We start from the raw sequence: 1,328 nt of genomic DNA on the forward strand, positions 1-1,328 counted from the left end.
TCATTAGTGTCCCGTTAAAATGGGACGAGTTAAACAATTAATCAAATAGCCCCGGAATAAGGGGATTATTTAGATCTTTGACATCATTGAAATTAGTCTTATCGAACAGGTCACGCAAGTGGGTTTTGTCAGTCAATGATATGCTGAGAATTTGCAAAACTTCATAGGTTGAGCGTTTCAACTTCATATCATGTTGGACAATAGCCACAAGGCAGTATGTGATAATAGCCACACTGATTTGTATGCGAACAGCGTTCTCTGTTGTGCCCCAAAATTTCTTTATCTTGAGATGCTGCTTGAGCCATTTGAAGAACAGCTCGATTAACCATCTTTTCTTATAAAGATTGGCGATATCCAGTGCAGAAAGTTGTTTTGCATTTGTCAAAAAAGTGAACTCACGGTCATCTTCTTCATCGTAATATCGGACGAGTCTGAATGACTCAGGATATTTCTTCTCGGAGAGATAGCCGGTCAGTTTCACTTCCGCATCTGTCATTATATTCTTTGGCATTCTTCGCTTCCATTGGACTGTCTTATACTTTAAATTCGTCTTGGCTCTGACAACAAAGAAAGAGTCTGTAAGATGTATCTTATAGAGTTCTTTAAAGGAATCATAAGCCCTGTCGAAGATATAATAAGCATTTGGTTCATAATGGATTGAAGACAGTAATGTAGAATCATGCTTTGATGCAGTGGTTACGGTATAGAAGGCAGGAACTTGTGCTTCAATGTCATATAAGACATGAGCCTTAACTCCTCCTTTCTTGTTTCGGAACTTTGCCCATGGGAATGTTGCAAGACATAACGGAATCGTTGTTGAATCAAACGCATATTTCTTTCCGGAAATGTCAAGGATGTTGGTCGTCCGCTTCTCGCAGGCTTCCTTCATCATATAGAATGCAAATTCTTCAAAAATTCTATAATCACGGTTCCGGTTGGCTGTCGCAAGAGTTGTCTTGGCTATCGGTTCACGACCTAACCCAAGATGATATTGCTTGGCCCTATGCGCCTCGAAAGCAACGATTAAGTCTCGCAGGCTCTCACGGTTACTCAGTTGTCCAAACATCATCGCGAGCATCTGATTCCAGCAAGTGAAATGTTTCACATATCGGTTGCCACCATACTTGCGAACATAGTTGTTAAACTGAGTCCTGTTCAGAAAAGCGGTTAATTGAGAGAATACGTATTTGTCTTGGAACATAGCAGCCATTTGTATTAGACTGCAAAGTTGCAAAATCAAGTCCGTTTCATTTCAAAAAACCGTGTAATTGACTATATTTCAATAATTTCAAAGAACTATTTATCCACTTTTACGGGACAGTAGTGAA

At 39.6% G+C, this 1,328-nt stretch carries 1 protein-coding gene; it reads right to left on the minus strand.

Annotation, left to right across the window (positions count from 1 at the left end):
* Positions 1–37 precede the first annotated feature (37 nt).
* The gene (locus DWY55_RS21790) at positions 38–1,201 is read right to left on the minus strand and encodes an IS4 family transposase (protein ID WP_008675277.1); all 1,164 of its coding nucleotides are present in this window, start codon (positions 1,199–1,201) and stop codon (positions 38–40) included.
* Positions 1,202–1,328 lie beyond the last annotated feature (127 nt).

The sequence above is a fragment of the Bacteroides sp. AF25-38AC genome, from assembly GCF_003602995.1.
In the GTDB taxonomy this organism is placed as follows: Bacteria; Bacteroidota; Bacteroidia; order Bacteroidales; family Bacteroidaceae; genus Bacteroides; species Bacteroides uniformis.